The organism is Obesumbacterium proteus (assembly GCF_001586165.1).
Classification (GTDB): Bacteria; Pseudomonadota; Gammaproteobacteria; order Enterobacterales; family Enterobacteriaceae; genus Hafnia; species Hafnia protea.
Window position 1 is genome coordinate 2592325 of the sequence record NZ_CP014608.1, and the last position, 24611, is coordinate 2616935.

At 52.2% G+C, this 24611-nt stretch carries 25 protein-coding genes; 20 read left to right on the top strand and 5 right to left on the bottom strand.

Annotated elements, in window-relative coordinates; genetic code table 11:
• Positions 1-251 precede the first annotated feature (251 nt).
• The 8 genes from mdcA to mdcH all read left to right on the top strand — a co-directional run bounded on the left by mdcA (position 252) and on the right by mdcH (position 7501).
• A complete protein-coding gene (mdcA, locus tag DSM2777_RS12330) occupies positions 252-1913 on the top strand; it encodes a malonate decarboxylase subunit alpha (protein ID WP_046458141.1) in 1662 nt (553 codons plus the stop codon).
• On the top strand, positions 1913-2767 hold the full coding sequence (locus tag DSM2777_RS12335) for a triphosphoribosyl-dephospho-CoA synthase (protein WP_061554095.1): 855 nt from the start codon (positions 1913-1915) through the stop codon (positions 2765-2767). Before mdcA ends, DSM2777_RS12335 begins: the two co-directional genes overlap by 1 nt.
• 52 nt (positions 2768-2819) lie before the next feature.
• Positions 2820-3122 carry a malonate decarboxylase acyl carrier protein gene (gene mdcC, locus DSM2777_RS12340; RefSeq protein WP_061554096.1) on the top strand — a complete coding sequence of 101 codons (303 nt, stop codon included), beginning with the start codon at positions 2820-2822 and terminating at the stop codon, positions 3120-3122.
• Positions 3115-3981 (top strand): biotin-independent malonate decarboxylase subunit beta, encoded by an 867-nt coding sequence (locus DSM2777_RS12345; RefSeq protein WP_061554097.1) that lies wholly within the window; start codon positions 3115-3117, stop codon positions 3979-3981. The genes mdcC and DSM2777_RS12345 overlap by 8 nt, the downstream gene beginning before the upstream one ends.
• Positions 3978-4793, top strand: a complete 816-nt coding sequence (mdcE, locus tag DSM2777_RS12350; protein ID WP_061554098.1) for a biotin-independent malonate decarboxylase subunit gamma — start codon at positions 3978-3980, stop codon at positions 4791-4793. Before DSM2777_RS12345 ends, mdcE begins: the two co-directional genes overlap by 4 nt.
• Positions 4794-4966: 173 nt before the next feature.
• On the top strand, positions 4967-5926 hold the full coding sequence (locus DSM2777_RS12355; RefSeq protein WP_061554099.1) for an AEC family transporter: 960 nt from the start codon (positions 4967-4969) through the stop codon (positions 5924-5926).
• A 13-nt stretch (positions 5927-5939) separates the two neighbouring features.
• Positions 5940-6569, top strand: coding sequence for a malonate decarboxylase holo-ACP synthase (locus tag DSM2777_RS12360; protein ID WP_061554100.1), 630 nt, complete (start codon positions 5940-5942; stop codon positions 6567-6569).
• Positions 6569-7501, top strand: coding sequence for a malonate decarboxylase subunit epsilon (mdcH, locus tag DSM2777_RS12365; protein ID WP_061554101.1), 933 nt, complete (start codon positions 6569-6571; stop codon positions 7499-7501). Before DSM2777_RS12360 ends, mdcH begins: the two co-directional genes overlap by 1 nt.
• Here the strand turns inward: mdcH and DSM2777_RS12370 are convergent.
• On the bottom strand, positions 7498-8421 hold the full coding sequence (locus DSM2777_RS12370; RefSeq protein ID WP_046458136.1) for a LysR family transcriptional regulator: 924 nt from the start codon (positions 8419-8421) through the stop codon (positions 7498-7500). The two genes, mdcH and DSM2777_RS12370, sit on opposite strands and share 4 nt — an antisense overlap.
• A 243-nt stretch (positions 8422-8664) precedes the next feature.
• Between DSM2777_RS12370 and DSM2777_RS12375 the strand changes: the two genes are divergently transcribed.
• A complete protein-coding gene (locus DSM2777_RS12375) occupies positions 8665-9255 on the top strand; it encodes a Yip1 family protein (RefSeq protein ID WP_061554102.1) in 591 nt (196 codons plus the stop codon).
• A 150-nt stretch (positions 9256-9405) separates the two neighbouring features.
• On the opposite strand, the gene yajD is transcribed toward DSM2777_RS12375, so the two are convergent.
• Positions 9406-9750 (bottom strand): HNH nuclease YajD, encoded by a 345-nt coding sequence (gene yajD / locus DSM2777_RS12380; protein WP_004096236.1) that lies wholly within the window; start codon positions 9748-9750, stop codon positions 9406-9408.
• Positions 9751-10135: 385 nt separating this feature from the next.
• Here yajD and DSM2777_RS12385 point away from each other — a divergent pair, with 385 nt between their 5' ends.
• The 6 genes from DSM2777_RS12385 to DSM2777_RS12410 all read left to right on the top strand — a co-directional run bounded on the left by DSM2777_RS12385 (position 10136) and on the right by DSM2777_RS12410 (position 15882).
• The gene (locus DSM2777_RS12385; RefSeq protein WP_061554103.1) at positions 10136-11221 is read left to right on the top strand and encodes a fatty acid desaturase; all 1086 of its coding nucleotides are present in this window, start codon (positions 10136-10138) and stop codon (positions 11219-11221) included.
• A complete protein-coding gene (gene osmF, locus DSM2777_RS12390; protein WP_061554104.1) occupies positions 11170-12102 on the top strand; it encodes a glycine betaine ABC transporter substrate-binding protein OsmF in 933 nt (310 codons plus the stop codon). Before DSM2777_RS12385 ends, osmF begins: the two co-directional genes overlap by 52 nt.
• Positions 12103-12261: 159 nt before the next feature.
• Positions 12262-13374 carry an ABC transporter permease gene (locus DSM2777_RS12395; RefSeq protein ID WP_061555390.1) on the top strand — a complete coding sequence of 371 codons (1113 nt, stop codon included), beginning with the start codon at positions 12262-12264 and terminating at the stop codon, positions 13372-13374.
• The gene (locus tag DSM2777_RS12400; protein WP_046458133.1) at positions 13371-14306 is read left to right on the top strand and encodes an ABC transporter ATP-binding protein; all 936 of its coding nucleotides are present in this window, start codon (positions 13371-13373) and stop codon (positions 14304-14306) included. Before DSM2777_RS12395 ends, DSM2777_RS12400 begins: the two co-directional genes overlap by 4 nt.
• The gene (locus tag DSM2777_RS12405; RefSeq protein ID WP_061554105.1) at positions 14306-15085 is read left to right on the top strand and encodes an ABC transporter permease; all 780 of its coding nucleotides are present in this window, start codon (positions 14306-14308) and stop codon (positions 15083-15085) included. Before DSM2777_RS12400 ends, DSM2777_RS12405 begins: the two co-directional genes overlap by 1 nt.
• Before the next feature lie 23 nt (positions 15086-15108).
• Positions 15109-15882 carry a phosphate/phosphite/phosphonate ABC transporter substrate-binding protein gene (locus tag DSM2777_RS12410; protein WP_237087768.1) on the top strand — a complete coding sequence of 258 codons (774 nt, stop codon included), beginning with the start codon at positions 15109-15111 and terminating at the stop codon, positions 15880-15882.
• 14 nt (positions 15883-15896) lie between these two features.
• Here DSM2777_RS12410 and DSM2777_RS12415 read toward each other — a convergent pair whose 3' ends face one another.
• The 3 genes from DSM2777_RS12415 to amiA all read right to left on the bottom strand — a co-directional run bounded on the left by DSM2777_RS12415 (position 15897) and on the right by amiA (position 18262).
• Positions 15897-16352, bottom strand: a complete 456-nt coding sequence (locus DSM2777_RS12415; protein ID WP_025800755.1) for a YaiI/YqxD family protein — start codon at positions 16350-16352, stop codon at positions 15897-15899.
• Complete coding sequence (gene hemF, locus DSM2777_RS12420; protein ID WP_040045755.1) at positions 16352-17269, bottom strand: oxygen-dependent coproporphyrinogen oxidase; 918 nt, start codon at positions 17267-17269, stop codon at positions 16352-16354. Before hemF ends, DSM2777_RS12415 begins: the two co-directional genes overlap by 1 nt.
• A 120-nt stretch (positions 17270-17389) precedes the next feature.
• A complete protein-coding gene (gene amiA, locus DSM2777_RS12425; protein ID WP_061554107.1) occupies positions 17390-18262 on the bottom strand; it encodes an N-acetylmuramoyl-L-alanine amidase AmiA in 873 nt (290 codons plus the stop codon).
• Between the two features lie 203 nt (positions 18263-18465).
• On the opposite strand from amiA, the gene DSM2777_RS12430 reads away from it, so the two are divergent.
• The 5 genes from DSM2777_RS12430 (at position 18466) to DSM2777_RS12450 (ending at position 24482) form a co-directional block, all read left to right on the top strand.
• Positions 18466-21582: a beta-galactosidase gene (locus DSM2777_RS12430; protein ID WP_061554108.1), complete on the top strand. Its 3117-nt coding sequence runs from the start codon at positions 18466-18468 to the stop codon at positions 21580-21582.
• 91 nt (positions 21583-21673) lie between these two features.
• The gene (locus DSM2777_RS12435) at positions 21674-22099 is read left to right on the top strand and encodes a GNAT family acetyltransferase (protein ID WP_061554109.1); all 426 of its coding nucleotides are present in this window, start codon (positions 21674-21676) and stop codon (positions 22097-22099) included.
• An 81-nt stretch (positions 22100-22180) separates the two neighbouring features.
• Positions 22181-22648: a DUF2919 domain-containing protein gene (locus DSM2777_RS12440; protein WP_025800760.1), complete on the top strand. Its 468-nt coding sequence runs from the start codon at positions 22181-22183 to the stop codon at positions 22646-22648.
• Positions 22649-22776: 128 nt separating this feature from the next.
• A complete protein-coding gene (locus tag DSM2777_RS12445) occupies positions 22777-23361 on the top strand; it encodes an RpoE-regulated lipoprotein (RefSeq protein WP_061554110.1) in 585 nt (194 codons plus the stop codon).
• Between the two features lie 221 nt (positions 23362-23582).
• Positions 23583-24482, top strand: a complete 900-nt coding sequence (locus DSM2777_RS12450) for a Dyp-type peroxidase (RefSeq protein WP_061554111.1) — start codon at positions 23583-23585, stop codon at positions 24480-24482.
• Positions 24483-24611 lie beyond the last annotated feature (129 nt).

Consider the following 24611-nt stretch of genomic DNA (forward strand, 5'->3'; position numbering starts at 1 on the left):
TATTTTGACGTCATATTCAGCATCGCTTTTTCACCTGCGTTTGTATGCTGATTATTTTTCATCATGTTGCCTATTCCGCCCACTTAGCAAAGTAAATACCTGTTTTATAAGTCACCTCAATCATTACTCTTAGGCTAATGATTGCGTGAATTGGTTAATTGATAGACGACTTTAGGAATTTTATGCTGGCCTCACTGCAAAAATTCTTACTCGCATGATGCGCTAATGAATTAAACCGGGGAGGTTTAGGTATGTCGCTTCATCAAACACCCACTCGCGTATGGGATACCCGCCGTCAGGAAAAAAGACGTCGCGTTGAAAGCGTGCAGGGGCTCATCAACGGAAAAGTAATTCCGACCGATGATTTAACCGCAATTCTCGAAAAACTGATTGTCTCTGGCGACCGCGTTGTTATGGAAGGTAACAACCAAAAGCAGGCTGATTTCTTATCGCGCAGCTTGGCTGAGGTTGATCCGGCGAAAGTCCACGATTTGCATATGATCATGCCAAGCGTGGGTCGTGCAGAACATCTGGATATCTTTGAAAAAGGGATTGCTCGCAAGCTGGACTTTGCCTTCTCCGGCACCCAGAGCCTGCGCATTTCACAGCTGCTTGAAGATGGTCAGCTAGAAATTGGTGCCATCCATACCTACATCGAACTGTATTCACGCCTTTATGTGGATCTGGTGCCTAACGTGGCGCTGGTCGCCGGTTTCAAAGCGGACCGCCACGGCAATCTTTATACCGGTCCAAGCACCGAAGATACGCCCGCGCTGGTTGAAGCTGCGGCGTTCAAAAATGGCTTAGTCATCGCACAGGTTAATGAGCTGGTCGATGACGAAACCGACCTGCCACGCGTTGATATTCCGGGTTCTTGGATTGACTTCGTGGTGGTTGCCGACAAGCCATTCTTTATCGAACCTCTGTTTACCCGCGATCCTCGTTTGATTAAACCCGTGCACGTACTGATGGGCATGATGGCCATTAAAGGTATTTATGCCAAGCATCAGGTGCAGTCCCTCAACCACGGGATTGGTTTTAATACCGCCGCCATCGAATTGCTGCTGCCAACCTACGGTGAGCAATTAGGGCTGAAAGGCAAAATCTGTAAACACTGGACACTGAATCCGCATCCAACGCTGATCCCTGCTATCGAAAGCGGCTGGGTTGAAACCGTTCACTGCTTCGGCGGCGAACTGGGGATGGAAGATTACATTGCGGCACGCCCGGATATTTTCTTCACCGGTAATGACGGCTCTATGCGTTCAAACCGTGCTTTCTGCCAGATGGCAGGGCAGTACGCGGTGGATATGTTTATCGGTTCCACGCTGCAAATTGACGGCATGGCACACTCTTCAACGGTCACCCGTGGTCGCCTATCCGGTTTCGGCGGTGCGCCAAATATGGGACACGATCCGCATGGTCGCCGTCACGCGACGCCAGCTTGGCTCGATATGATCGAAGAGCCAGATCCGTTAGCACGCGGTCGCAAGCTGGTGGTTCAGATGGTTGAAACCTTCCAAGCCGGTGCGAAACCGACCTTCGTTGAAAAACTGGATGCGATTGACGTGGCCAAAGAGTCAGGCATGCCGCTGGCTCCGGTCATGATTTACGGCGATGACGTAACTCACGTACTAACCGAAGAGGGGATTGCCTATCTCTACCGTGCCCGCTCGTTAGAAGAGCGCCGTGCGATGGTGGCGGCAGTTGCGGGGATCACCGATATCGGTTTGGGCGTTGATGCTAAACGCGTTGCCGAGCTGCGCCGTGAAGGCAAAGTAGTCTTCCCTGAAGATATGGGGATCCGTCGTACCGATGCAACGCGTTCGTTGCTGGCAGCGGGTAGCGTATCCGATCTGGTTGAGTGGTCTGACGGTTTATACAACCCACCCGCTAAATTCCGGAGCTGGTAATGAAAATCCAACCCTATTCACTCCATTCCGACGCCGATGATGCGGCCAGTTTACTCGCTAAACAGGCGACGCAAGCACTGCTGGACGAAGCGCGTCTGTCTCCAAAACCTGGCTTGGTTGATAGCCGCGGTTCTGGCGCACATCAGGATTTAACGCTGGAACTGATGGAGCGCTCGGCACATAGCCTAACGCCTGCGTTTCAACAGCTCGCCATCGCAAGCTGGCAGCGTCCGGTAGACAGCGCGCTGCGTCAGGAGATTGGAAGAATAGGGCGGGACGGTGAGCGCAGCATGATGCTGGCGACGCAGGGCGTGAATACCCACCGTGGTGCTATTTGGGCGCTGGGATTATTGGTGAGCGCCGTCTCCATGCAAGGGGCGAAGGGGGACGTGTACTCAACGCTCAGTTTGGCCGCGCAGGTTGCGCGTTTGCCCGACCATGCAAGCCCAAAAGTATTCAGTAAAGGGCTTCGAGCGACTCAACGTTATCAGGTTCCCGGTGCACGTGAAGAGGCACAGCAAGGCTTTCCGCATGTGATAACGCTGGCTTTACCACAGCTGTGGCGTAGCCGTCAGCAAGGGGCAACGGAACAAGAAGCCCGGATTGATGCGCTGATGGCTATTATGACCTCGCTTAGCGATACCTGTGTGCTTTCTCGCGGTGGTTTATCCGCCCTGAATGCGATGCAACAGGGTGCCGCCGAGGTGCTGGCTAACGGCGGATATCAAACGCCAGCAGGTCGTTTAGCGTTAGCCCATTTGGAAGCCCGCATGCTGGCTGACCACGTTTCTCCCGGTGGAGCCGCAGATTTACTGGCCGCCGCGCTGTTTTTAGACAGAACCTGCCGCCAATAGGTGGGGCATAAAGATTCGCGTCGGCGGTTAGACAACGAATAAAGAGGACGTTATGGAACGTATTGAACTGAGCTATCCGGCAAGCGAAACGCTGCCGAACAAAGCATTAAGCGGGGTCGTCGGTTCCGGCGATATGGAAGTGCTGTTTGCGCCTGAACAGAGCGCAGGCACGCTGTCCGTGGTGATTAAAACATCGGTGGACGGCAGCGGTCTGCGTTGGCAACACCTGTTTGAGCGCTTGGCTAGCCTACGTACTTTGCCTGCGGGGCTTTTAGAGATTAATGATTTCGGTGCGACGCCGGGCGTGGCTCGCCTACGTATCGAACAAGTGTTTGAGGAGGCAACTCATGCGTAACGATCTCAGCTTTATCGAACTCAGCGCCCGTGAACGTGCGCGTCGTTTACTGGATGCCGGTACTTTCCGTGAATTATTAGGCCCCTTCGAGCACATCACATCGCCGTGGTTAGAACCTCAGGGCATTGTGACGCAGGCCGACGACGGCATGGTGGTGGCTAAAGGCACCATTGAAGGCAAACCCGCGGTCGTGGTTGCGGTTGAAGGCGCTTTCCAAGGCGGCAGCATGGGCGAAGTGTCCGGTGCCAAAATGGCTTCAGCGCTAGAGCTGGCCGCGGAGGATAACCGCAACGGTATTCCAACGCAGGCTGTCTTGTTGCTAGAAACCGGCGGCGTGCGTTTGCAAGAGGCCAATCTCGGTTTGGCGGCCATTGCGGATATTCATGCGGCGATTGTCGATCTGCGTCGCTATACGCCGGTAGTGGGCATTGTTGCCGGTACCGTTGGCTGCTTCGGTGGTATGTCGATTGCGGCCGCGCTGTGCAGCTATTTGATCGTAACGCGTGAAGCGCGCTTAGGACTCAACGGCCCGCAGGTGATTGAGCAGGAAGCGGGGATTGAAGAGTATGACTCACGCGACCGCCCATTCATCTGGAGCATGACCGGTGGTGACGTTCGTTATCGCAACGGTTTTGTTGATGTCGAAGTCCCTGATGGCTTAAACGCGGTAAAACAGGCAATGAATCAGTGTATTGCCCGTGGTGTTCCTGAACAACATCGTTCAGATAAATTCGCCCAGTATCTGACCGCGCTGCAAGGATTCGATACTCGCCAACAGGCAACGACTGAACTGGCCGCCGAACTTTTCTCTCAGAATCATCTCTCTGCTAAAGACCGTTTACAGGAGGATCGCGCATGAGCACCTCAACAGCACACACCGCCAGCCGTGGCCGCTACTGGTTTTCCTTACTGACTCAGGGCGCCACTCAGCGCCAAGGGCAATGCGAATCGGTTAAAGTCGCCGATGGCGAAATTGATGGACAGGCCGCACGTTTTATCGCGGTGGTTCCAGATGCAAACAATCATTATCCGCGTGCGGTCAACGGCGAAGTCGGTCTGCTCGAAGGCTGGACGCTGGCACAGTTGGTGAGTGAGGTCGTCGAAGCTGACCAAGACAAACCACAGAAGCGCGCCATCGTGGCCGTGATTGATGTGCCAAGTCAGGCTTATGGCCGTCGCGAAGAAGCGTTTGGTATTCATCAGGCCTTAGCCGGTGCCGCAGGTGCTTACGCGAAAGCGCGTTTGGCGGGTCATCCGGTGATTGGCTTAATCGTCGGTAAAGCGATGTCAGGTGCTTTCTTAGCGCACGGCTATCAGGCTAACCGTCTGATTGCGTTCAATGACGCGGGCGTCATGATTCATGCGATGGGGAAAGAGTCTGCGGCGCGTATTACGCTGCGCTCCGTGGAGTCGCTGGAGAAATTAGCCGCGACCATTCCGCCGATGGCCTATGACATTAAAAACTACAGCACGCTGGGCTTATTAGACCAACTGCTAGACATCAACGATCCGCTCAATGCCAGCGCAGACGATCTTGCTCGCGTGAACAACGTACTGCGCGAGGCCATTGCCGATGCTCGCCAACAGGGCGTCGATCTCAGCAACCGCTTAGGCGCGCACAATCGCCAAAGTTCTTCTCTGGTTCGCAGCCGTATGCGCGCCGAGTGGTAACGCGTTAAACACACTAAGACCGACCGTTAGTTTTAATTATAACGCTGGGAACGATGCAAATGTATCGCACCCAGCGAGTCTTCACCTGCCCGCTAACGACTGTTTTATAAAAAGAAAATAACGTTTTAACTGAATTTTTCTGTAACGCTTTTTGTTTTTATACAAGGTGATTTATGACATACGTAATTATTCACGCCCTCGCCCCAATCTTCGTCATCATGCTGCTCGGCTTTTATGCCGGTAAAGCCAAGATGGTCGATAACAAGAATGTTTCTCTGCTCAATATCTTCGTGATGGACTTTGCTTTGCCTGCGGCGCTGTTTAGCGCCACGGTGCAAACGCCGTGGAGCGGCATCGTTCAGCAGTCTCCGCTGATTGTCGTTCTGGTATTAGGCATGTGGATCACCTATGCCGCCATTTACTTTATCTGCACCAAAGTCTTCAAGAAAACCCCACAGGACGCAGCGGTTCTGACGCTAACTGTGGCGTTACCTAACTACGCCGCGCTGGGCTTACCGATTTTAGGCAGCGTGTTGGGCGAAAGCTCTTCCACGTCGCTGTCGGTTGCGGTGGCTATCGCCTGTGGTTCCGTGCTGATGACGCCGTTCTGTCTGCTGATCCTCGAACGTGAAAAAGCGCGTGAGTCGGGTGCGATTCAGGGTTCAACGCTGACCATGCTGCCGGTTCTGATGTGGCGTTCGGTGAAAAAACCTATCGTGTGGGGGCCGCTGCTGGGGGTTGTGCTGTCAGCCATCGGTATTCACATGCCTGAAATGGTGCTGGCTTCAATCAAACCGTTGGGGCTGTCTGCCACGGCTTCGGCGCTGTTCCTGACCGGTGTGATCCTGTCTGCGCGTAAACTGCAAATCAATACCTGCGTGGTGCTGTCTAGCGTCACCAAGCTGCTGATTCAGCCTTTCATTGCGTGGGGTATCGTGTTGGCGATGGGCTTGCATGGCGATGTTGCCGTCACGGCCATTCTGATGATCGCGCTTTCTGCGGGCTTCTTCGGTATCGTATTCGGCAACCGTTTCGGCGTGCAGTCTCCTGATGCTGAAGCCACGCTGCTGATAAGCTCCGTGCTGTGTATCATCACACTGCCGCTGTTTATTGCGCTGACCGCAGGAATTTAAATAAGGAATCCGTATGTTACGCCCGCATGACCTGATTTGGATTAACAACGCACAGTCACTGACTACGCAAGACACCATGCCGGAGTGGGTGACGCAGCAGTGGCGCACATCATTGCCATTGGTGGTGCGACGCGATGTTCAAGACGGCGGGCGTATTCCAGTTGGGATCCGTGGCATGAAGCGCAGCCAGCGTGCGGCGGGGTGGGTCGATGAGCAAAGCGTGGTGCGATGCGTCACGCCGGAGTCGTTAATCGCCGATCCTATCGCGTTACTGCAATCTTCTTTTGTTTCCCTGCCTCCGGTTCAGGTGCTGATTATGCTGATGCAGACGCCGTGGCCGTGGGTATGGGGCGTGACAGGAAGCTGCGGTTACGCCTTAGCGACGGATATTCCGGTGATGCATACCGATAGCGATCTCGATTTAGTGGTGCGCTGTCCGCAAAAAATAACTGCGGAAGAATTGGCGCACTTTGCCGAACGCATTGCTCAGGTTCAGCTCCCGTGCCGAACCGACGTTCAAGTTGAAACCCCACTCGGGGCTTTTGCTCTGACAGAATGGCTACGCGATAAGCGCGTCATGCTGAAAACGTCAACCGGACCGGTGTTAACCCGCGATCCGTGGTTGCCGTCAGAGGAGGCATAATGAAGGTCTTATTTACTTTTCCCGGTCAAGGGCCGCAGCGCCCTGCGATGCTGCATGACTTACCTGATAATGCTATTTCACGCTCGCTCATTGAACAGGCTAATATCGCGTTAAACGAAGACGTGTTGGCGCTAGACAGCGCCTCATCGTTGCAAAGAACGCGTGCGGTTCAGCTATGTTTACTGATCGCGGGCGTTGCCTACGCCAGAGAGCTTCAGACGGCGGGAGTTCAGGCTGATTTCGTTAGCGGCCTGTCTATTGGTGCTTTCCCCGCGGCGGTGGTTGCGGGTGCGTTGGATTTCTCGGACGCCGTGCGTTTAGTCGCCCTACGCGGTGAGCTGATGGAAAATGCTTATCCTACGGGTTTTGGCCTTTCTGCCGTTGTCGGTCTGAATTTGAATCAGCTAGAACCGCTGATTGCCGAGGTGAATTCGCCGGATTTGCCGGTTTATTTAGCCAACATCAACGCCGAAGAACAGTTTGTGATTGCCGGTAGCGAAGCCGCTATGCAGCAGGTAATGACGCTGGCGCGGGCCAAAGGCGCGCATAAAACGCAGCGTCTGGCGGTTAGCGTTCCTTCGCACTGCGCGCTGTTGCTGGAGCCCGCACACCAGTTGGAGCAGGCGATGCAAAACGTGGTGCTACAACGACCGAACATTGCTTATCTCAGCGGCAGCACGGGGCGCGTGTTATGGCAACCCGAACGCATTGCCGACGACTTGGCATTCAATATGTCGCGCACCGTGCGTTGGCATGAAGCCATGGTCGCGGCCTATGAGCGAGAAGTGCGTCTGGCAATTGAAATGCCGCCGGGTGCAGTACTTACAGGCTTAACCCGAAAAGTGATGGAGCAGGGGGAAGCGCTTTCGCGCTGCCAACTTGGCTTGAAATCTGTCACTGATATTGTGGCTCGCTATCAGAAACAGGCTTAACTGAATGAAGGATGGGCGCGTGCGTACATGCGTCCTTCTGCGGTAAGCGCGAGCAGGTTAGGATCTTGTTCTCGGCTACGTGCAAATACCAAGGCAATGGTCTGACGCATCTGATATTCATTGCACAGCGGCAGTAGTTTTACGCTGCTTTCATACACGTTTTTCATTCGGCCTGGGATCAGCGTATAGCCCACGCCAGCCTGAACCAGACTGAGCATCGAGAAAATATCGTTGACTCGGGTAACGATGTCCGGCTCGAAACCGGCTATTTGAAATGCCTCGCTAAAGCCATGATAGGTGGCAAATCCTTCCGCTAAGGCAACGAATTTCTCGCCTCGATAATCCCGCAAATCTGCCAAACCGGGTTTCACCAGCGTTGATGAGGCGGGTGCCGCAAGAAAAATATCGTCTTGAAACAGCGGCACGGTTTCGAATAACTGTTCGTTTACTTGGCTATCGGAAATTGAAATCAGAATGGCGTCGAGCTGCTGGTTTTCGAGCTGCTGTAATAAATCCTGATTCGAACCCATGGTAAGGCTGATTTCCACTTCTGGGCGGCGCAGCTTAACGCCCATGATGAGCTTTGGAATGGTTTCCAACGTCAGCGAATACATGGTGCCAATTTTCATCCGCTGCTGGCCAAATCCAGCGGCAATGCGCGTTTCTTCGATGCCTTTCTGGGCAAGCTCCACCAAGTCGCGGGCATATTCCGCCAGCGTGTGTGCGGCCGGAAGCGGTAATAAATTCCGTCCTTTATGCACAAATAGCGGGCAGCGAAAACCTTCTTCCAGCGTGTGTAACGCTCTATGCACGCTCACACTGCTTAACCCCAGTGATTCTGCTGCGCGGGTAATATTCTCTTTTTCCATGAAAGCTAAAAAGATTTCTAATTTTCGCAGAGTTATTTCGCTGTCGATCATTATGCCGCCACATATAAACTTACCAATATTAGGGAATACTTTAGCAAAATAAGTGATTTATGTTTGGCAAAAAGACAGCTTCGAAAAATTAAAACAAATTCAGTCCGAACCCAATCAGGGCGCGGCTTATAGAGGTAAAATAATTCCTATTTTTTCTGTACTTTTGTGGGAGCGTTCTATACTGAAAGTGAGGGGAAAATGTGAGTGAGCGTGATTCCCTCGATAGACGTCAGGGGGTGTGTCATGAGTAACCATGTTTGGGGACTGTTATCGCATCCGGCACAGGAGTTCCGGCAAATACGGCAGGAAAATGAGTCGGTATCGCATATCTATACTCACCATGTGCTGCTGATGGCTGCTATTCCTGTCATCTGCTCTTTTATCGGTACCACCCAGTTTGGCTGGGATTTCGGCGGAGACCGCGTTTTTAAAGTTATGCCGATGACGGCGTTAGCCATTGCAGTTGTGTTTTACGGCTTAATGCTCGCCGCGGTTGGTTTTGTTGGTATGGTCATTCGCTGGATGGCTCGGGAATATGAAAACTGCCCGAGTTTAAATCAATGTATTGTGTTTGCGGGCTACGTCGGTACGCCCATGTTTATTAGCAGTATCGTATCAATATATCCGATGGTATGGCTGTGCATGCTCACTGTTATTGTTGGTGTATGTTATAGCGGGTATTTGTTGTATCGCGGTATTCCGAATTTCCTCGGTATCACTGAAGGTCAGGGGTTTATATTTTCTGGCTCCACCTTTGCAATAGGCGTTTTGGTACTCGAGCTGTTATTAGGGATTACCGTTATCATGTGGGGCTATGGTTCACATATTTTCTAGCCCTGCGGTGTTCAACGCGGTAGAAGTGAAAATCGTTTTGTTAATGTCCACCTAGCAGGCGCTGAAGTTTATCTTCAGCGCCTTTTCCTTTTTATATTTCAAACCGCAGAACGGCAATTTGAACTATGAAGGAAAATAGAGCGCGGTCGCTTATTTCTTATTCAGCATGGCTTTAAGATCGGCAAACGGATTATAGGTGGCTTCACCTACGTCTTTTTGCGCATCTTCACCCGCAATCACGGTTGAACCGTATTGGTCGGCTTCGGTGTATTTTGAGTGCTCGTGGTCGTGGCAATATAAACACAGAAGCTCCCAGTTGCTGCCGTCTTCTGGGTTATTGGTGTGATCGTGATCGATATGATGCACCGTTAATTCACGCAGATTGGAGTACACAAATTCGCGCGAACAGCGGCCGCACACCCACGGATAGATTTTAAGCGCTTTTTCGCGGTAGCCAGTTTCTAAACGGGCATAGTTCTTAGGGATAATGGCCATCGGGGACAAACCTTAACAAGACTGAGGGATATTTGCCTATAGTAGGCGAAGTCGCGGCTCAGGCCAATCTTTGGCAGAAATTATGAGCGAACTATGAGCGAACATAGATAATAATTCCGGCCAGAATCACTCCGCCAACGCCGCCCAGAGTTAATAGTGCCATTCCGGCGATGATTGCTTTTTTCAGCATGATTATTCTCCTAAATACAATTGCGCCGATTATACCCCGCAGCAGGCTTTGTCTCTAACCATTTTGTAACATTCAAGTCACTTTTCTGGTGGTTTATATATTCATTATCGAAATAAAAACTAATTTTTTAGTATTTAGTGGAATTTAAAGTTTCAGGAATACTGAGCCACATCGGATTTAGGGAGTGGCTTATTGATGACATCAGCAACCAGCAAAACGCGAACTTCGCACTATCTGCATGCCGAGCAGAAAAACCGTATTCGTTTATGGCAACGCCAATGGCTGTGGCGCAGCGAGCTTCCAACGTGGTGCGTGCTGATCGCCGTGTATGGCGGATGGGCGCTGGTGGTTTGCCACTGGCAGTCGCTTGGCAAAGCCGTGGGAACTCCGCTGCTGATACTCATCGCGTGCTGGTATATGTCATTACAACATGAGCTTATCCATGGGCATCCAACGCGCTGGCCGCGTGTGAACCAACTGCTTGGGCTTTTACCGTTGGCGGTTTGGTATCCCTATGGCGTTTATCGAGACTCTCATTTAGCCCACCACAACGATGACTCTTTAACGCATCCGCTGGAAGATCCTGAGTCCTACTATTTTGCCGAGTCACGCTGGCAGCATTCATCGGCGTTGTGGCGCGGCGTTATTGCGTTTCGAAATACCTTTTTTGGTCGCATCTTGCTGGGCCCCGCGCTGGGGATTGGCGCACTGCTTAAAAATGAGTTTATGGAAATAATTCACGGCGATAGTAAAAAAATTGCCATGTGGTTGATTCATCTTTCATTGCTGGCGTTAGTGCTCTGGATCGCCCAACTCGCGGGGATTTCAGCGTGGTGGTATCTACTGGCGGTGAGCTATCCGGCCTTAGGGCTTGCCATGGTTCGCTCGTTTTACGAGCACCGTGCGGTGGACGAACCCTCAGCCCGTTCTATTATTAATGAAGCGGCATGGCCTTGGCGGCTGCTTTTTCTCAATTTGAACTATCACATTGTTCATCACGATTTGCCGGGATTACCGTGGTATGGATTACGTAAAGCCTATCTGGCAGACCGCACCGAGTATCAACAGCGCAATCACGGATTTGTGGTGCAGGGCTATTCGCAATGGTGGCGGAACTATGCGTGGCGCTCTGTTGAAGTGACTCAGCATCCTTTAATGGGGCGAGAAGAAAAAGGCTTAACCGAGCTTTCAGATGCAAACAAACACAATAACAATGATGAGGAACCGTTATGGCAGGAAATGTATTTATCGGACGTAAGATTCTGGCATCTTTGGCGTTAATGGGCGCGGTGATGTGCACGGCACAGGCGGCCGATGCGGTTACGGTGGGCTCTAAAATTGATACCGAAGGTTCTTTGTTGGGCAATCTCATTGTGCAAACCTTGGACGCAAACGGCATTAAAACGGTGAACAAAACCCAGCTTGGCACCACTAAAGTTTTACGTGGGGCGATAGCCGCGGGAGAAATTGATATTTACCCTGAATATACCGGCAACGGGGCTTTCTTCTTTGCCGATGAAAAAGATCCTGCGTGGAAAAATGCCCAGCAAGGCTATGAAAAAGTGAAGCAGCTCGATTTGGCCAAAAACCAAATTGTCTGGCTGACGCCAGCACCGGCTAACAATACGTGGAGCATCGCGGTGCGCAACGACGTCGCGCAGCAAAATCATCTGGAGTCGTTAGAGGATCTAGGTAAATGGCTGAAGCAGGGCGGTAAATTTAAGCTGGCCGCATCGGCTGAGTTTATCGAACGTCCTGATGCGTTACCGGCCTTTGAAACGGCCTATGGTTTCAAATTGGATCAAGATCAGCTGCTGTCATTAGCCGGTGGTGATACCGCGGTGACAATCAAAGCGGCCGCGGAGCAAACGTCGGGTGTTAACGGCGCGATGGCGTATGGCACCGATGGCCCCGTAGCCGCGTTAGGTTTGAAAACGCTCAGCGATCCTAAAGGCGTGCAGCCAATCTACGCACCAACGCCAATCGTGCGTGAAGCGACGCTGAAAGCACATCCCGAAATCGCGACCGTGCTGAAACCGGTATTTGAATCTCTTGATGGCCCAACGCTGCAAAAACTGAACGCCAAAATCGCCGTTGATGGGCAAGACGCAAAGAAAGTCGCAGCAAAATATTTGAAAGATAAGGGCTTTGTTAAGTCTTAAGTCAATACCCCCTCCCAACCTCCCCCTTGGCAGGGGGAGGAGTAGATCGTGTATCGCGCTGTTGCGGCCTCCGTTGATAAGAGGTGGATTTGGGTGGGGAAAACTATAGGGAATTCCGTTTTGGTAAAAAACAGAGTCGTGCTCACACTCTGGCTGCTGATGATGTTGGCGCTCTGGCAAATGCCGCTGCTGACTCAGGCGGCAAACCGCTTGGTGTCTGGTACTGGTATGCCGCTAAGGGACATTATTCATGGCTTTGCATGGATTCTGATCCTGCCATTTCCTGTTTTGCTCATCCTCTGCTTCTGCCCACAAAACCGCCTTGTGCTATGGCTGATTTACCTCGTCAGCGGCGCGTTGTTTGCGGGTTTGCTGCTCTTAATTGCATGGCAAGCACACCTGCTGGCCGGTGATGAAGACAGCCTAGTGCGCGTGTCTTTAGGCGGCGGATTTTGGTTTATCGGCGCATTAAGTTTGCTGAGCGGTGCTGACGCCGTTAGCCGTTTAACCCAAAGCAGCGGAATGCGTATTTTGGCCGCGCTGCTGATTTTGGCTCCGATACCGATCTTATTAGTCAGCGGTGCGCTGGATACGCTTTCGCTGATGAAAGAGTACGCCAACCGTGATGATGTTTTTAATCAGGCGCTGGGGCAGCATCTCACGTTGTTGTTCAGCACGCTCGCGGTGGCCGTGCTCATCGGTGTGCCGCTCGGCATTGTTGCTGCGCGCTGTGAAAAACTGCGTAAACCGATGTTTTCGGTGCTGAATATTATTCAGACCATCCCCTCAATTGCGCTATTTGGCTTGTTGATCGCACCGCTTGCGGGATTAGCTCAGGCATGGCCATGGTTGGGAACGCTGGGTATTAGCGGAATTGGCGTTGCACCGGCGCTGATCGCCTTGGTGCTGTATGCGCTGTTGCCGCTGGTGCGTAGCGTGGTGGCCGGAATTGAACAGGTTCCGCAGCCCGTGATTGAGGCCGCGCGCGGCGTGGGTATGACGCAAAGCCAAATCCTACGTAAGGTTGAATTGCCTCTGGCGCTGCCCGTTATGCTCAGCGGCGTGCGAATTGTGGCGGTTCAAACCGTGGGGATGGCGGTTATCGCCGCGCTGATCGGCGCGGGTGGATTCGGTGCCATCGTCTTCCAAGGCCTACTCAGCAGCGCGTTGGACTTGGTGTTGCTGGGGGTTATTCCGGTGGTTGTGATGGCGGTGACCGTAGATACCTTATTTAAATTTTTAGTTTCTCGAATTGAAGCGACGCGACAATGATTCATTTCAAGCATGTTAATAAATACTTTGCCGGACGTCCGGCGGTAGAAGACCTCTCTTTGCATATTGCCGAGGGGGAATTTACCGTGCTGATCGGCACCTCTGGCTCGGGGAAATCGACCACGCTGAAAATGATCAATCGCTTAATCGATCATGACAGCGGTGAGCTGACTTTCGCCGGACAGGATATCAGTCATTTTAAGCCTGAGGCTTTGCGGCGGCGTATGGGATATGCCATTCAATCCATTGGATTATTTCCACATTGGACGGTAGAGCAAAATATTGCCACCGTGCCACAGCTGTTGAAGTGGCCCGCGGCCCGTATTCGCCAGCGCGTGACGGAGCTGATGGAAATGCTGAGTTTGGATGTGGCTGAGTTTCGCCATCGTTATCCGCATCAGCTTTCAGGGGGGCAGCAGCAGCGCGTGGGCGTGGCGAGAGCTTTGGCTGCCGATCCGGAAGTTTTACTGATGGATGAGCCTTTTGGCGCGCTCGATCCCGTTACTCGCACCACTTTGCAACAGGAAATCGCCCGCATTCATACCTTGCTCGGCCGCACCATTGTTTTGGTGACTCACGATATTGATGAAGCGCTGAGTCTTGCCGACCGTATCGTGCTGATGGATGCCGGAAAAGTGGTTCAGCAGGGAACGCCGCAGGCGTTGCTGAATCAACCGGTAAATGATTTTGTGCGCCAATTCTTCGGCCATAGCGACGTTGGGATCAAGCTGCTGGGATTAGACGTAGTGGCTTCCCGCGTGCGTCGCGGCGAACTTCTTCACGGTGAACCGATTCGCTGCGATCTTAATTTACGCGATGCGATGTCGGTCTTTATTTACCGTCAGGTTGACCGTTTACCCGTTATCGATGAGGCAGGGCAGCCGGTTGGCGTGCTCTATTTCGCCGACTTGGTGAAGAAAACGGAGGCATGATGCAGGGGCAATATCATCCGACAGTCCGACGCTGGTATTTCGATCCTTTGCTGTGGGGAATTGTGCTGCTCATTGGGCTGAATAGCGGAATGGCGCACATGGGACGTTTATTTAGCGCCTTATTTCCTGAGCTTTCACGGCCGGTGTATCAGCAGGACAGCTTTTGGTCGCTCACGCTGGCGCATGTTTCGTTAGTGGCGATTTCCAGTCTGATTGCCGTGGTGATTGGCGTGAGTGCAGGGCTATTGGTCACCCATCGCGGCGGACGCGAGTTTCGCTCAATGGTGGAAACCATTACGGCGGTGGGGCAAACATTTCCACCCGTGGCGGTGCTGGCGGTGGCGGTGCCGCTGATGGGCTTCAGCCCAGAGCCCGCGGTGATTGCCTTGGTGCTGTATGGTTTGTTGCCGATTTTGCAGGGAACGATTAGCGGAATTGAATCGGTGCCCGCCGCGGTACGAGAGACTGCCCGAGTAGCGGGAATGAATCCTTGGCAGATTCTATGGCGAGCGGAAATTCCCTTAGCCGCGCCGGTGATTTTGGCCGGAGTACGCACCTCCGTCATTATCAATATCGGCACGGCAGCCATTGCCTCAACGGTTGGGGTAAAAACGCTAGGTTCGCCTATTATTATTGGGCTAAGTGGTTTTAACACCGCTTACGTCATTCAAGGCGCACTGCTGGTGGCGCTCTTGGCGATGATTACCGACGCGGCGTTTGAACGCTGGGTAAATTATTTAACACGTTGGCGACAGGTGCCAACGTCGACAGAGGGATGATAAACATGCGGGTTTCGTTGCCTATGTATGGAATCAATCGCGATGATGTAGAGCTGCTCTGGCAGGGGCTTTCTCGCTGGCTGGCGCAGGAGGGTGAAGAGGATTTGCCGCCTAATCTGTGCTGGCCGGATGATCTCTATGCGCATTGGCAGCAGCCTGATTTACTGCTCAGTCAAACCTGTGGCTATCCGCTACAGGAAACATTGAGTGCAAAAGTCGACGTAGTGGGGGTGTTTCGCTATCGCGCCCCTGGATGTGAAGGTAACGATTATCGTAGTTTTTTAGTGGCGAGAAAACAGGACGCCGGTGCCGATATTGGTTCGTTTTTAGGCCGTAAAGCGGCGTATAACAGCGAGGATTCCCAGTCCGGCTACAATGCGTTGCGCTCGGTGATTGCACCCTTGGCGCATCATGGACGCTTTTTTGCCAGCACGTTACAGACCGGATCACACCGTGCCTCGCTGCTGGCGATTAAACAGGGCGATGCCGATATTGCCGCCATTGACTGCGTGACGCTGGCGCTGCTGCAAAAAGCAGAGCCGCAATGTATGAGTGGTTTGAAGATTATTGGGGAAACGCCACCGGCACCCGGTTTGCCGTTAATTACCGCGGCGGGAAATGAAACGCGTTTGCTGCGTTTGCGTCGTGCGCTGAAAAAAATGGTGGAAGATCCGTCGATGGCAGCGGTGCGGTCGCGTTTATTGATTAGCGGTTTTAGCCCGATATCCGTGGATGAATATCAGCGTTGTAGCGATATGAAACTACGGGCAGCCGCGCTATGCGTGACGCGGCTGTAAAGTCTTCGAGGCGCTTAGCGTTTTTGCAGCCAGCGATCGAGCTGGTTGGCGAATTCTTGTCTATCGCGTTGATGCAGCGTCGCTGGGCCACCGGTTTGTACACCGCTGGCGCGCATGGTATCCATAAAATCACGCATATTCAGGCGTTCTTTGATGTTGGCTTCGGTATAAAGCTCGCCGCGCGGGTTTAACGCTACGCCGCCTTTTTCCAGCACTTCGGCCGCCAAAGGAATATCGGCGGTGATAACTAGATCACCGGGATTGACGCGACGCACAATTTCGTTATCCGCAACGTCAAAACCAGCCTCAACGCGCAGGCTGCGAATAAAGCGCGATGGTGGAGTGCGGATGGTTTGGTTAGCAACCAAGGTGACAAAAATCCCGACGCGATCGGCGGCGCGAAACAGCACCTCTTTGATCACGTTCGGGCAGGCATCGGCATCGACCCAAATTTGTTTTGCTTCTGACATTACTCTTCCTTTAGCCAGTCTTGAACCGGCAAAAAATCACGCTCAAGCGCGGCCTCTGGTGAATTTGGCTCAGGGTGGAAATCATATTCCCAGCGAACCAGCGGCGGCATCGACATTAAAATAGACTCGGTTCTTCCCCCGGTTTGCAGGCCAAACAGCGTACCGCGATCCCATACCAAATTGAATTCAACGTAGCGGCCACGACGATACAGCTGGAATTGGCGTTCGCGTTCACCGAAGGGGGTATCTTTGCGCTTAGCCACAATAGGCAGATAGGCGGTGTTAAAACCGTTTCCCACGGCCTGCATGAAATCAAAGCAGCGATCGAAATCAGGGGTGTTTAAATCGTCAAAGAACAGGCCACCCACGCCGCGTGATTCCTGACGATGTTTGATAAAGAAATACTCATCGCACCACTTTTTATAGCGCGGGTAAACTTCTTCGCCAAACGGCTGACACAGATCGCGCGCGGTGCGATGCCAATGCAGCACGTCTTCTTTGAAAGGATAAAACGGCGTGAGATCGAAACCGCCGCCAAACCACCATACGGGCTCTTCGCCCTCTTTTTCAGCGATAAAAAAACGCACGTTAGCGTGGCTGGTGGGGACATAAGGATTGAGCGGATGGATCACTAACGACACGCCCATCGCTTCGAAACTGCGCCCGGCTAATTCAGGACGATGCGCCGTGGCCGAGGCGGGGAGTTGCCCGCCGGTAACGTGGGAAAAATTGACGCCAGCCTGCTCAAATACGGCACCCTGAGTCAGCACGCGGCTGCGTCCGCCACCACCGGCCTCGCGCTGCCAGTTATCCTCACGAAACGTAGATTGCCCATCGGCGGCAGCAATTTGCTGACAAAGAGAATCCTGCAGGCTCAGCAAAAAAGCTTTTACCTGCGCAGAAGAAGGCTTGCTCATGACGTTTTCCGCTACATTGCTCAATGAAATAAAATGCATCTAATGATGCAAATAAGTGCGCCAGTATAGCGGAAAACGGGGCTTTCCTGTGGGATTAACTTCCCACGTTATTTTGCCAAATTAACTCGGACGCCGACGCTCGTGGGCGTCGAAATAGTCGAGGTATTTGACGATGCCGTTCGCGATAGCCTGCGAAATCTGCTGGCGGAAGGCCACTGAGGTTAACAACTGTTCTTCCTGATGATTGGTGATAAACGAGGTTTCAACCAAGACGGAGGGGATCGACGGTGATTTTAAAACCGCAAACGCGGCCTGTTCAGTATGCTGGCTGTGCAGATGATGCACCGGTTTAATATGGTCTAACAGATGGCGGCCTAGCGTGAGGCTATTTTTGATGGTGTCGGTTTGCACCAAATCGAATAACACCTGCTGAAGATAATTATTATCTTCATCGGCGTATTTTGCCCCTGCCACTTTGTCGGCATCGTTTTCACGCTGCGACATATATTTTGCCATGGTGCTGCTCGCGCCGCGGTTGGAGAGGGCAAACACCGAGGCGCCCGATGCGGTTGGGCTGGTAAATCCATCGGCGTGGATAGAAACGAACAGGTCGGCCTGATGCTGATGGGCAATTTCGACCCGCTTATACAGCGGAATAAAGAAATCGTCTTCACGCGTCATTTTCACGTCAATATTGCCGTGTTCGCGCAGATGATCGCGCACGTAGTGGGCAATCTCTAACACCACATGTTTCTCTTTGGCTCCTTGATGACCCACAGCCCCCGGGTCGATGCCGCCGTGACCCGGATCGAGCATGATGACCTTGCGAGCGCCCGGTGCTTTTTTTGCCGGTTTTGCCGTCAAGGCGGTGCTGCTGGCGGTGGCCGCGTCGATTTTACTTCCCGCCAGCGCTATCGCCGCCAATCCAGACAGGAGGAACTGACGACGGGAAGTGTATTTAGGCAATAAACGGAAGTGGGAGAAATTCTTCATGTGATGAATGATTCATTAGCCATTGATAACAAACAGAGGCTGAATAGTAGCGCGTCGCTACCGCAATGATCGAGTTGAGAACTATTTCGAACTGTTACCTTGTTTGAGGCCGTTCATAGAACGGTACTTTACTGCTTTACAGCGCTGTGTTTGTTATTCATTTTGATGTTCTATTCGATATTGAAGATGCATAGGCCATCGCGATGAAATCTAATTCTGCTGATAACGCTGTTAATTCGCTGTCTGTTGTTCTTTCTCGTCGTGACTGGGAAAACCCTATTTGCACGCAATATCGACGCTTACCGGCTCATCCGCCTTTTAATAGCTGGCGTAATACGCAGGATGCGCAAAACGATCGGCCTTCGTTGCAGCGGATTTCACTAAATGGCGTCTGGGCATTTAGCTATTTTAGCCAACCTGAACAGGTGCCCGAAGCTTGGCGGCATGGGGACCTAGACGATGCCGATGCGTTACAGGTGCCGTCTAACTGGCAAATGGCGGGCTATGATGCACCTATCTATACCAACATCACCTATCCAATTCCGGTCAATCCTCCGTTTGTGCCACAGCAAAACCCCACGGGATGTTATTCGCTGGCGTTTAGCGTGGATGACGCGTGGCTGGAACAGGGGCTGACGCGGGTTATTTTTGACGGCGTAAATTCTGCATTTTACCTTTGGTGTAATGGTCAGTGGATTGGCTATTCGCAGGATAGTCGGCTGCCCGCCGAGTTTGATCTCACCCACGCGCTGCATTCCGGGGAAAACCGGCTGGCAGTGTTGGTGCTACGTTGGAGCGACGGTACCTATCTTGAAGATCAGGATATGTGGCGCATGAGCGGCATTTTTCGTGATGTAACGTTGCTGCATAAACCTGCTACTCACCTGTGCGATGTTCAGATTAGTACGCATTTGGAGGCCGGTTTTTATCACGCCGAACTCGAGGTTTTGGTGCGGCTGAATCGTCCTGAACCGAGCTATTATGCCCGTGTGGAGCTGTGGCGAAACGATCGCTGCGTTGCCGAACATCAGCAGTCTATCGTCAGTGATGTTGTGGATGAGCGCGGCGCCTATGACGATCGCACCACGCTGCGTTTGCGGGTGGATAAGCCTCTGTTGTGGAGTGCGGAAGAACCCCATCTCTATCGTGCGGTAGTTTCACTCTGTGACGAGCACGGCGGCATTGTTGAGGTTGAAGCCTATGACGTTGGATTTCGTCAGATAGAAATCAGCCATGGGCAGCTCAAACTGAACGGAAAACCCTTATTGATACGCGGCGCCAATCGACATGAACACCATCCTGAACATGGGCAGGTGATGGACGAAGAAACCATGCGCCGCGATATTGTTTTGCTGAAACAGCACAATTTTAATGCGGTGCGCTGTTCCCATTATCCCAACCATCCGCTGTGGTATCGGCTGTGTGATCAATACGGTTTGTACGTGGTGGATGAGGCCAATATCGAAACGCACGGCATGATCCCCATGAATCGCTTAAGTGACGATCCAGTTTGGTTCAACGCCATGAGCGAACGTGTGACGCGTATGGTGCAGCGCGATCGTAACCATCCGTCGATTATTATCTGGTCGCTGGGGAACGAGTCTGGCCACGGCTGTCATCATGATGCGCTCTATCGCTGGGTAAAAAGTAACGATCTGACTCGACCCGTTCAATATGAAGGTGGGGGCGCTAATACTACCGCCACCGATATTCTTTGCCCGATGTATGCGCGCGTGGAGCAGGATCAGCCGCACCCAACGGTGCCCAAATGGTCAATTAAAAAGTGGGTCGGTCTGCCGGACGAAGCGCGTCCGCTGATCCTGTGTGAATATGCTCACGCGATGGGTAACAGCTTGGGTGGTTTTGATCGCTATTGGCAGGCATTTCGTAAGTATCCGCGTTTACAGGGCGGCTTCGTGTGGGATTGGGTCGATCAGGCGTTGACTAAAGTGGATGAAAATGGCGAAGCGTATTGGGCATACGGAGGAGACTTTGGTGATACGCCAAACGATCGCCAGTTTTGCCTGAATGGCTTAGTGTTTCCCGACAGAACACCGCATCCGGCGTTGTTTGAAGCCCAGCGTGCGCAGCAGTTTTTCCAGTTTCGGTTGGTCGAACAAAACCCGCTCAGCATAGAAATCACCAGTGAATATCTGTTTCGAACCAGCGATAACGAGCAGCTGTTTTGGAACGTCGCGCAGGATGGAAATATTCTGGCGGCGGGATGTGTCGATCTCAACCTGCGGGCGGAAACTTCGCAACACATCGTATTGGGCGAAATGCCTGAGATGATTTCTTCAGGTGAACTGTGGCTTAACATAGAAGTTCGGCAGCGTAAAGCCACGCCGTGGTCGGATGAACATCACCGCTGCGCGTGGGATCAGTGGCGATTGGCGCAGCCGCTCGCTCTTCCTACCGCTGTTGAAGCGTGCGGCACAATGCCGCGTTTGGAGACGTCTGGCGATGAGCATTGCGTCATTTGGCAAGATCAGCGCTGGCAGTTTAACCGCCAAACTGGCCTGCTCGAACAGTGGTGGCAGGGCGATAAAGCTACGCTGTTAACACCGCTGCAAGACAACTTTACGCGTGCGCCGCTCGATAACGATATTGGGGTGAGTGAAGTGGCGCGCATCGATCCCAACGCGTGGGTTGAACGCTGGAAAAAGGCAGGCATGTACGCATTGGACGTTCAGTTGTTGCAATGTGCTGCTGATGTGGTTTCTCAAGGCGTTCAAATCACGACAGAGCATGCTTACCATAGCCAGCAAGCGGTGTTGTTTATCAGCCGGAAAACCTATTTGATTGATCGTCAGGGCAAGCTACATATCACCGTGGCGGTGGATGTGGCCCACGGAATGCCAGCGCCTGCTCGCATTGGCTTAAGCTGTCAGGTGGCTGAGGTAGCGTCTGATGTCACATGGTTGGGGCTTGGCCCACACGAAAACTATCCTGATCGACAGTTTGCCGCACAGCATGGATGCTGGACGTTGCCGCTTTCTGAGTTGCATACCCCTTATATTTTCCCAAGCGAAAATGGACTGCGCTGTCATACGCACCAGCTGGAGTTTGGGCGCTGGCAATGGCAGGGGAATTTCCATTTTGGTTTAAGCCGATTCAGCCAGAGACAGCTGATGAATACCTCTCACCAGCACCTATTACATGAAGAACAGGGCGTGTGGGTTAACATTGATGGCTTTCATATGGGCGTCGGTGGAGACGATTCATGGAGCCCCAGCGTTAGCCCAGACTTCCTGCTCAGCGATACGCATTATCGCTATTCGCTGGTTTGGTTCGCCGACCGACCAGCGTCCGTCGGATAAGCCCATGGAAACAGTAAGATAACTTTTTCGTTGCGTATCGAAGGATTCCAGCGATAATTAGGTATTAATACAAATAATTACGGTCAGAACCATGGAAATCCGCGTTTTTAAACAAGCTGATTTTGAAGAAGTTACTACGTTGTGGGAGCGCTGCGACCTGCTGCGCCCGTGGAACGATCCGGAGACGGATATTGAGCGTAATCTCAATCACGACGCGGATTTATTTCTCGTCGCGGAAGTCGGCGGTGAGGTAGTGGGGACCGTCATGGGCGGCTACGACGGCCATCGTGGCACGGCGTATTATCTGGGCGTTCACCCTGATTTTCGCGGCCGTGGCATTGCCAATGCGCTGATCAGTCGGTTAGAGAAAAAGCTGATCGCCCGCGGCTGCCCAAAGATTCAAATCTTGGTCGGTGAAGAAAATGATGCGGTCATCGGCATGTATGAGAAGCTGGATTACGAAACGCAGGACACCTTGTGTCTGAGCAAAAGACTGATTGAAGATCACGAATACTGATCGCGCTTTTATGTTGGGCTCGTTATTTTGCAGAAGCAGGATAACGAGCTGAAACGTCTGGTTTATTTCCTATGAGTGGCTATGCTCCATCGCACCTATTCCCCCGATGATTTTAATACCCACGGCATGTTGCGCTTACCGTGGGCATTTTGGCTGGTTTTGATATTACAGGCTAAAACCTGGTTTTTGTTTGTGATGGCGGGGTCATCGCGCCAGCAAGGTGCCGATCTGCTCGCGTTGTTTTATCCCGATCGCGGATTGTTTTGGAGCGGAATGCTTGTCGGTCTTCCGGCGGCTTTGGGCTTTTTATTGAGCGGTCGCCGCCATTTATGGAAAGGTCTTTGGAAAAGCTGGCGTTGGGTATTAATTCTCACCACGCTGGCCCAAATGGGGCTACAGGCTGTACCTTTTTGGACCAACAGCAATGATGTCACGCTGCTCTCTTTAGTCATTCTGTTGTTGGATTTGCTGGCGGTAGCCTATTTGCTGTTTAACTCCCGTCTGATTGATAGCTTCAAGATTAGCGAGTCATTTAACACTGAGGCCTAAGTGCGAATGACGCGTTAAGGTGAAATTAGGAAAAAGTTTTCGGCACTTTTTCCCAGATGTGCACTCCAACCAGCCAGATAAACTTTCTCGGGCGTGCTGACCACGACTCGATACCAAGGAGCATTCGCATGAATTTTCGTCCTCTGCTGTTGGTGGTTCCGTTGTTATTAACGGGCTGCTCTACGATGAGTCATATGTCATGGTCAAGCTTGTCACCGCTAAACTGGTTTGGTAGCTCGGTAGAAGTGAGCGACATGGGCGTTGCGGGTATCAATGCCAGTACGCCGCTAAACGAAGCCGCTATCAATAAGGCGCTGGATGATGATTATCGCCTGCGTTCTGGTATGGGCACGCGTAACGGAACCGTCACCTCGTTTTATCAGGCGCTGGACGGTGACACGTTGGTGATGACCATCAGCGGCGATGATAAAGGCACCGTGAAACGCGTTAATGTTGAAAACGATGCGATTAAAACGGCATGGGGCGTAAAAATAGGCACGCCGTTTAGCGATCTTTATGAAAAAGCCTATGGCATGTGCCAGAAAGGTCAGGGCGATAACGCCAACGACGTTGAATGCGTGGCGAAAGAGAGCCGCCACGTGAGCTATCTGTTCAGCGGTGAATGGCATGGGCCAGAAGGTTTAATGCCGTCTGACGATACGCTGAAAAACTGGAAGATTACGCAGATTGTTTGGCACGCCAACGCGATCTAAATTCTCTCGCTCTGCGTCACAGCCTGCCTTTTGAAGCGCCGATTTGAATGTTTAAAACCGGCGCTTTTCCTCACTAAATACCTCTTTTTTGTTCTGAATTCTTGCTTTTTAGCAAGGCAACGCCCTCGGCATAGCGTAAACTACGCGCAATTAAATCGCGCTGAAGTGAACGATGTTAGCTTTGAGCGCGGCAAATCAGTCAAAAAGGGAGATGACGTTTAATGTCTCAGCCACAAAGCGGTATTTTATTAGAGCATTGTCGTTTTGGTATTTTTATTGAAGCCATGGTGCAAGGCGATCTTGATGCAGTACGTCAGGGATGCAAAGCCTTCGTCAAAAGCTTGGAAGAACTACAAGCACAATATCCTCAGGAACGTTTAGGCGCGGTTATCGCTTTTGGTAACGATGTTTGGCGCGATCTTTCCGCAGGCGTTGGTGCGCCAGATCTGAAACCTTTTACCCCACTGGGCAAAGGTTTGGCTCCGGCAACGCAGCGTGACCTGCTGATCCACATTCAGTCTTTACGCCACGATATCAACTTCTCTTTAGCTCAGGCCGCGCTGGCTGCCTTTGGTAACAGCATTCACGTTGAAGAAGAAGTGCATGGTTTCCGCTGGGTCGAAGAACGCGATTTGAGCGGCTTTATTGACGGTACCGAAAACCCGAAAGACGAGCAGCGTCCTATCGTAGGCGTGATCGGCAATGACGACGCCGATGCAGGCGGTAGCTACGTACTTGTGCAGCGCTGGGAGCACAACCTCAAGCAGTGGGGGCGTTTCAGCACTGAGCAGCAAGAGCAGATTATCGGCCGTACTAAGCACGACAGCGAAGAGCTTGATCCAGAATCACGCCCAGATACCTCACACGTTAGCCGTGTTGACCTGAGCGAAGATGGCAAAGGCCTGAAAATTCTGCGTCAAAGCCTGCCATATGGCACCGCAAGCGGCGCACATGGTCTGATGTTTATTGCGTATTGTGGCCGTTTGCACAATATCGAAAAACAGCTGCTAAGCATGTTTGGTGACTTAGACGGCAAGCGCGATCAGCTGTTGCGCTTCAGTAAAGCGGTAACCGGCAGCTACTACTTTGCGCCGTCGTTAGATCGCTTAATGTCGCTGTAATCCATACCTAACCGCCTGCTTCTGCGGGCGGTTATTTCTCTCATATTCACCCTCAATTTCTCCCTCACACCGCCATTCTAAAATGCCTTATAGCATTTGATGCTTTCTGAGTCCCAAACGATATATAAA